This window comes from Bacteroidota bacterium, assembly GCA_030706565.1.
Lineage (GTDB): Bacteria > Bacteroidota > Bacteroidia > Bacteroidales > JAUZOH01 > JAUZOH01.
Genome location: JAUZOH010000269.1, coordinates 1 through 5,308, shown reverse-complemented (window position 1 = coordinate 5,308; position 5,308 = coordinate 1). Strand labels below are relative to the sequence as shown.

Genomic DNA, 5,308 nt, shown 5'->3' with positions numbered 1-5,308 from the left:
TGATAAGGATACTTAACTTTTTTAACTCCTCCTGCATAAGAATATAAAGACAGAGTTAATATCAAAAAGCAAGCAAGATTCTTTTTCATTTTATAGAAATTGGTCTTTTAAAGGTTAACAATAATTATTCCTTTGGTTGAAAAGGTGATATTCAAATTCGAGCACTAATTTTTCGACTTATTTCATTATTTCTGCAGAGGGAGGAACATCTTCAGGAGAGCTACCCCAAGATTTATTAGCTTTATCGCCCATAATTAGCTCCAGGACTCCACCATCCCTGATGTCATCGTGGGAGAACCAGGGTTTGTTCCATTCTTTCCCGTTTAATTTGGCCGATTGGATATATTTATTCTGTTGAGAACAATTTCTAGCAATGATCCTGAATTCTTTGCCATTACCTAAGTGAATTACCGTATTCTCGAATGCCGGACTTCCAATATTATACGTGCCTGATCCCGGAGTAACCGGATAGAAACCCATCTTCGAAAACACTACAAACGCAGACATTCCACCCCCATCTTCATCGCCAGGAACTCCCATCAGATCGTTACGGAACCATTCGGACAACAGGCTGCGGATTAACTTCTGGGTCTTCCAAGGTTCTCCCGCATAATTATATAAATAAGGAATATGCAGTGAAGGTTCATTAGCCATGGTAAATTGCCCCACATTCCCTGTTTGATCCGGGAACTGGTAGTAAAAATCGTATTTCGACCTGCCAAGGGGAGCAGAAAATAAAGAATCAAGATTTTTAATAAAATTATGCCTTCCCCCCATTAAACGAATCAAATCCGCAACATTATGCTGCACATCCCAGCGGTAGGTCCAGCCATTATTTTCATCATAGTAATCGCGAGCACCTCTCCCTCCTGAAAAAACATAATTAAAAGGTTGGATAAATTCACCACTGCTATCTTTGGGATGAAAGAAATGTGTTTGCGGGTTAAACAAATTACGGTAATTATAAGAATGTTTTAGAAATAGCTGATAATCATCTGTTTTCCCTAGTTTTCTTGCTATCTGAGACAAACACCATTCATCAAAAGATGTACCCAGGGTCACTGCAACAGCTTGTCGTTTTTCAGAGGTTACTTCAGGAATAGTTTCTTTTTCATTTTCATGTAAAGCCGGGATATAGCCATGTTTCTGATAAAATCTGTCTAAAGCCCCGGCAGGAGCGCCCGACCAGGGAGATAAGGTTTTCTCGACAATGGCCTTTTTGCAGGCATTGTATGCATTATTAACATCGAAACCCTCAACCCCTTTCACGTAGGCATCCAACACAGCCGCCACCCCATGATTGGAATTCATCCGCCGGCTATCACCAGTAATTTCGGGAAATGTAGGCATCCAGAAATTTCCCATCTGCTGAGCCATGTCCACATAAGAATGCAGAATATTCCCTTCTTTCTTTGGATCGATAAGAATGCGCAATGGATGGGCAGCCCTGTATGTATCCCAGATCCAGTCATCGGTGTAAAACGGAACCCCATTGTCGTTATGAACTTTTCCGTCAAAAGCGCTATAATAGCGGCTTCCTTCCGAGATACAGACCGGGCGTTCAAACGTTCGATAAAGCGAAGTATAGAAAACGACTTTGTCATTTTCACCTCCACCCTCTACCTTAATCTTTCCAAGGGATTCGTTCCAGATTCTGCGTCCTTCAATTGTCAACGATTTCACATCGTAATTTGTAATCTCCCGTTTCAGATTTTTACTCGCCTGATCTGCATCAATGAAAGAAATTCCGTAACGGACATGAATAAGAGTATTCCCATCATCAAATTTCAAAACCACACATTTATTCTCCGCTCCGGATGCCGGTATGTCAACCAGTTTGCCATTTTTCAAAACATAAATATTTGCCGGTTTTTCCTCAGTTTCAAGATAAATATAAACTGAGGTACCATTATCTATTACCTGATGGCCTGTTAATGCTTTCCCGTCCCAGTTGAATTTACCCGTCTCAGAATTAAGAATTAAATACCTGGACTTAGCTTTTCCAAATTTAATCTCATAAAGAGCAGATTGATGTGAAGGGGCAAACCTAACTTCGGTTTCCTGTTCATCGAGATATACCGAATAAAAATACGGTTTAATCACCTCCTGATCATAACTGTATTTTATTACAGGTTTAATATCCTGTTGATCACCCTGAAAAGGGCTAAGATTAAATGCCGAACGTCCACGGTGGCTGGTAACAATCAAAGGCAATCCTCTTAAATGGGTTCCTGTAAAATCGGCCCGCTCGGGATATACCCGCAAAATGCTGTTGGGCAAATGAATGGTCGGATAGGTCGGCACCAGTAAATGACTGATATTCCCCATGTAAGGATTTACATAATCTACCGGTTCTTTTTGATCAATCTTGGTAAAAGAACAGCCTAAAACCAAAAATAAAATCCCGATAATACGGGTAATTATTGCTTTCATTTTTAAATTATACATTTGATTTATTCCCATTATGATTTTTTAATAAAAATTGATTAAGGTTTTACTGAAAAGTTGTACAAATTTTCATTTTTATCAATGCAGGCGACAGCCTGAACCATTGCATTTTTATTATCAATTGTCAAAGGCAATTCAGAAATATAATTTCTCATCCGGCTACCAAAAATAGTAACAGTAAGTTTTTTATTGCCTTTAATCCACATGAAATCCCCTGATTGATTTTCCGGGACAGTGGTCAAAGCTCCGTTGCCACCCGAAAAGGCCTCCACATTGCATAAGGACGTATGTCCTTCACCTTCAATAATAATGGGATGAATGTTTTCCACTTTTTCTCCACAATTGGCAATAATAGAACCTTGAGCAATTTGCCAGTTCCTGTTTTTGGTGTTGTTTCCCATTTTGTGAATTCCAACAGAGACACAATCAAAATTGAAATTTGTCAATTGCCCGTATGTTTCCCCACCTAATAAAATACCGCCATAAGTGCCAAAAGTAAAAAGATCCATAATTTGAGCATTATCGGTATGATTAATAGAATAAGCAAAAGTTTTCCTGGCTACCACAGCATCGACAACAGCCCTGCTGTATTGTCCCTTTATAAATCGTTGAACAGCAGGATTAACATGACAATGAAGAATACGGGGGATATCATAACAATAGTTTATCCGGATAAATTCCCCGCTTAAAGGATATCCGTAACAATGTTCAAAAGTCATCAATTCGCAAGGGAATTGAGATGAGGCACTAAAATCCATGGCCAAATATTCCCCGTAAAAAGTCAGACAGGACAAATACACTCCTTGTGCCATGCTTGTTTTCGAAACTTGTATGGTTGCCGGGTAAGGTATAATCGCATTTGGATCGTTCACGGTTTGTTCAGGGTACCAGAATTGAATTCCTTTAATTTGCGTACTGGATTCAACAGTAATAAAAATATTTTTCCTGTCTGTAATTTTAAATACACTTCCAACAGGTTGTTTCTTTGTAGGATGAGAAGTTCCACGGGGAGTTGGACCGTTAACCCCAATCAGCGACACATTCTTTTTCAAAATGATTCCACCATCTACAGGATACGGCTCATCGGTAGGATCGACCAATAAGGCAGCCCCCCTTTCTGACGCCCAGTCAATAGCTTTCTGCAAGTTCATTTTATTCAACGAAGGGCTGTTAGCAGGTTTAACCCCAAAATCCCGGATACTCTTCAAATTAGAGGCGGCCACATTGCCACATAAGCAAATCAGCAGGAATATTCTATAGAAATATTTTTTCATTTTAGTTGAATTTTATTTTTAGCTAAAGCAATTTACAATCAGGCAATTTCGTGGATAAAAAATTCCTTTCCGAAGCATTTTAGCTGTCTTACCTGTTAACTAAAACAACTAATAAACCGAAAGCCTTCCCATCCATTTTAGAAATCATTCAAATTTAAATGTATTCGGCAAATAATAATCAATGAATCAAATGTAAATGGCCAATTATGGCGAAAAGATTAATAATTCTTTATAAAATGTTTAAATATTCAGGGAAAACGGAAATAGCGACTGATCCGGATTTTGGGAAAGGATCAAAAATACAGGTAAAAAAAATCCGGATTTTCATCCGGATTTTTGTGGGCCCACCTGGGCTCGAACCAGGGACCCTCTGATTATGAGTCAGATGCTCTAACCAGCTGAGCTATGGGCCCAAAAAACATCTTCTTATTAAAATTTTGAATAACTTTGCAGCCTGTTCAAAATATAAGACTGTTATTTTTTGGGACTGCAATATTACTACTTACATTTGAATTTTCAAAACTCTTGAAACTTTTTTATGTTAAAATTAGACAATATTAAGAATATTATTTTCGATTTGGGCGGAGTGGTGATCAACCTGAATGTAAATCTGACTACTCAAGCTTTTGTAAATTTTGGATTTACAGACTTTAACAATATGTATACCCAATTACAGCAAACCGAACTATTTAATAAACTGGACAAGGGATTGATTTCACCAGAAACCTTCAGAAATGAACTTAGAAGATACTTTTCAGTTAACCTGTCTGACGAGCAAATTGATCAGGCCTGGAATGCCATGTTACTCGATTTCCCTCAGGAGAATAGGAAACTTATCCAGCAACTCAGCAAACAATATCGTACTTTCCTGCTCAGCAACACCAATCAGATACACCTGGACTATTATTTCAGGTTCCTGAAACAACAGTACGGGATGGACCATTTTGAAGGTCTGTTTGAAAAAACTTATTATTCAAATGAAGTAGGAATGCGCAAACCTGATCAAAAGATATTTGAATTCGTGCTTAACGACAGCAAACTAAAAGCTTCAGAAACTTTATTCATTGATGATAACCTGTCCAATGTGGAAGGAGCCAAAAAAGCAGGAATACAGGCTTATCACCTGCAAAAAGGGGAGAACATTCAAAATATATTTAGTCCGGTGTTGGCCAATCAAGCCTGAAAGATCTGTATATTTGGGCTAAAGCCCAATAAACAGCTTGATCTTTCCTTCCGTTGGCTAAAGCCAACGGCAATTCAAGATTTGTCATATAAAATGTTTTGGCATGTTTCATTGCCATGAGCAATGAATTGCCTTCAGCTTTAGAAGAAGGGCAGAAATTTAGATATTTATTGGGCTTTAGCCCAAATGTATTTTTAAAAACTGAATGATGCTGAATGATTTGGCTAAAGTGCACGACTTTGAATAAATTCAAAAGCTCAAGGATATCAGATTTCATTGCCCTTGGTTACAGCCAACGGACAAAGGAAGTATATTTTTTTTGGCTTTAGCCAAACATAATTATTGAATAGCCAATTTTCAGGCCGGTTGCCAATCCCCATTTGCTTTAATCAGGGCAATCAGT

The 5,308-nt window shown here is 38.2% G+C and carries 3 protein-coding genes and 1 tRNA gene; 1 reads left to right on the top strand and 3 read right to left on the bottom strand.

Features of this window, described 5'->3' with window-relative positions; all coding sequences use genetic code 11:
- Positions 1-177 precede the first annotated feature (177 nt).
- The 3 genes from Q8907_12285 to Q8907_12275 form a co-directional block, all read right to left on the bottom strand.
- On the bottom strand, positions 178-2,433 hold the full coding sequence (locus tag Q8907_12285; GenBank protein MDP4275048.1) for a GH92 family glycosyl hydrolase: 2,256 nt from the start codon (positions 2,431-2,433) through the stop codon (positions 178-180).
- 53 nt (positions 2,434-2,486) lie between these two features.
- Entirely contained in the window at positions 2,487-3,722 is a 1,236-nt protein-coding gene (locus tag Q8907_12280) for a hypothetical protein (GenBank protein ID MDP4275047.1), read from the bottom strand.
- Between the two features lie 339 nt (positions 3,723-4,061).
- A tRNA-Ile gene (locus Q8907_12275) sits at positions 4,062-4,135 on the bottom strand.
- Positions 4,136-4,260: 125 nt separating this feature from the next.
- Here Q8907_12275 and Q8907_12270 point away from each other — a divergent pair.
- On the top strand, positions 4,261-4,905 hold the full coding sequence (locus tag Q8907_12270; GenBank protein MDP4275046.1) for an HAD family phosphatase: 645 nt from the start codon (positions 4,261-4,263) through the stop codon (positions 4,903-4,905).
- Positions 4,906-5,308: the final 403 nt, after the last annotated feature.

What these genes read in the sequence shown, in the direction of transcription:
- Q8907_12285 (MDP4275048.1), bottom strand. Translation starts at nt 2,433, where the DNA reads ATGAAAGCAATAATTACCCGTATTATCGGGATTTTATTTTTGGTTTTA.
- Q8907_12270 (MDP4275046.1), top strand. Translation starts at nt 4,261, where the DNA reads ATGTTAAAATTAGACAATATTAAGAATATTATTTTCGATTTGGGCGGA.
- Q8907_12280 (MDP4275047.1), bottom strand. Translation starts at nt 3,722, where the DNA reads ATGAAAAAATATTTCTATAGAATATTCCTGCTGATTTGCTTATGTGGC.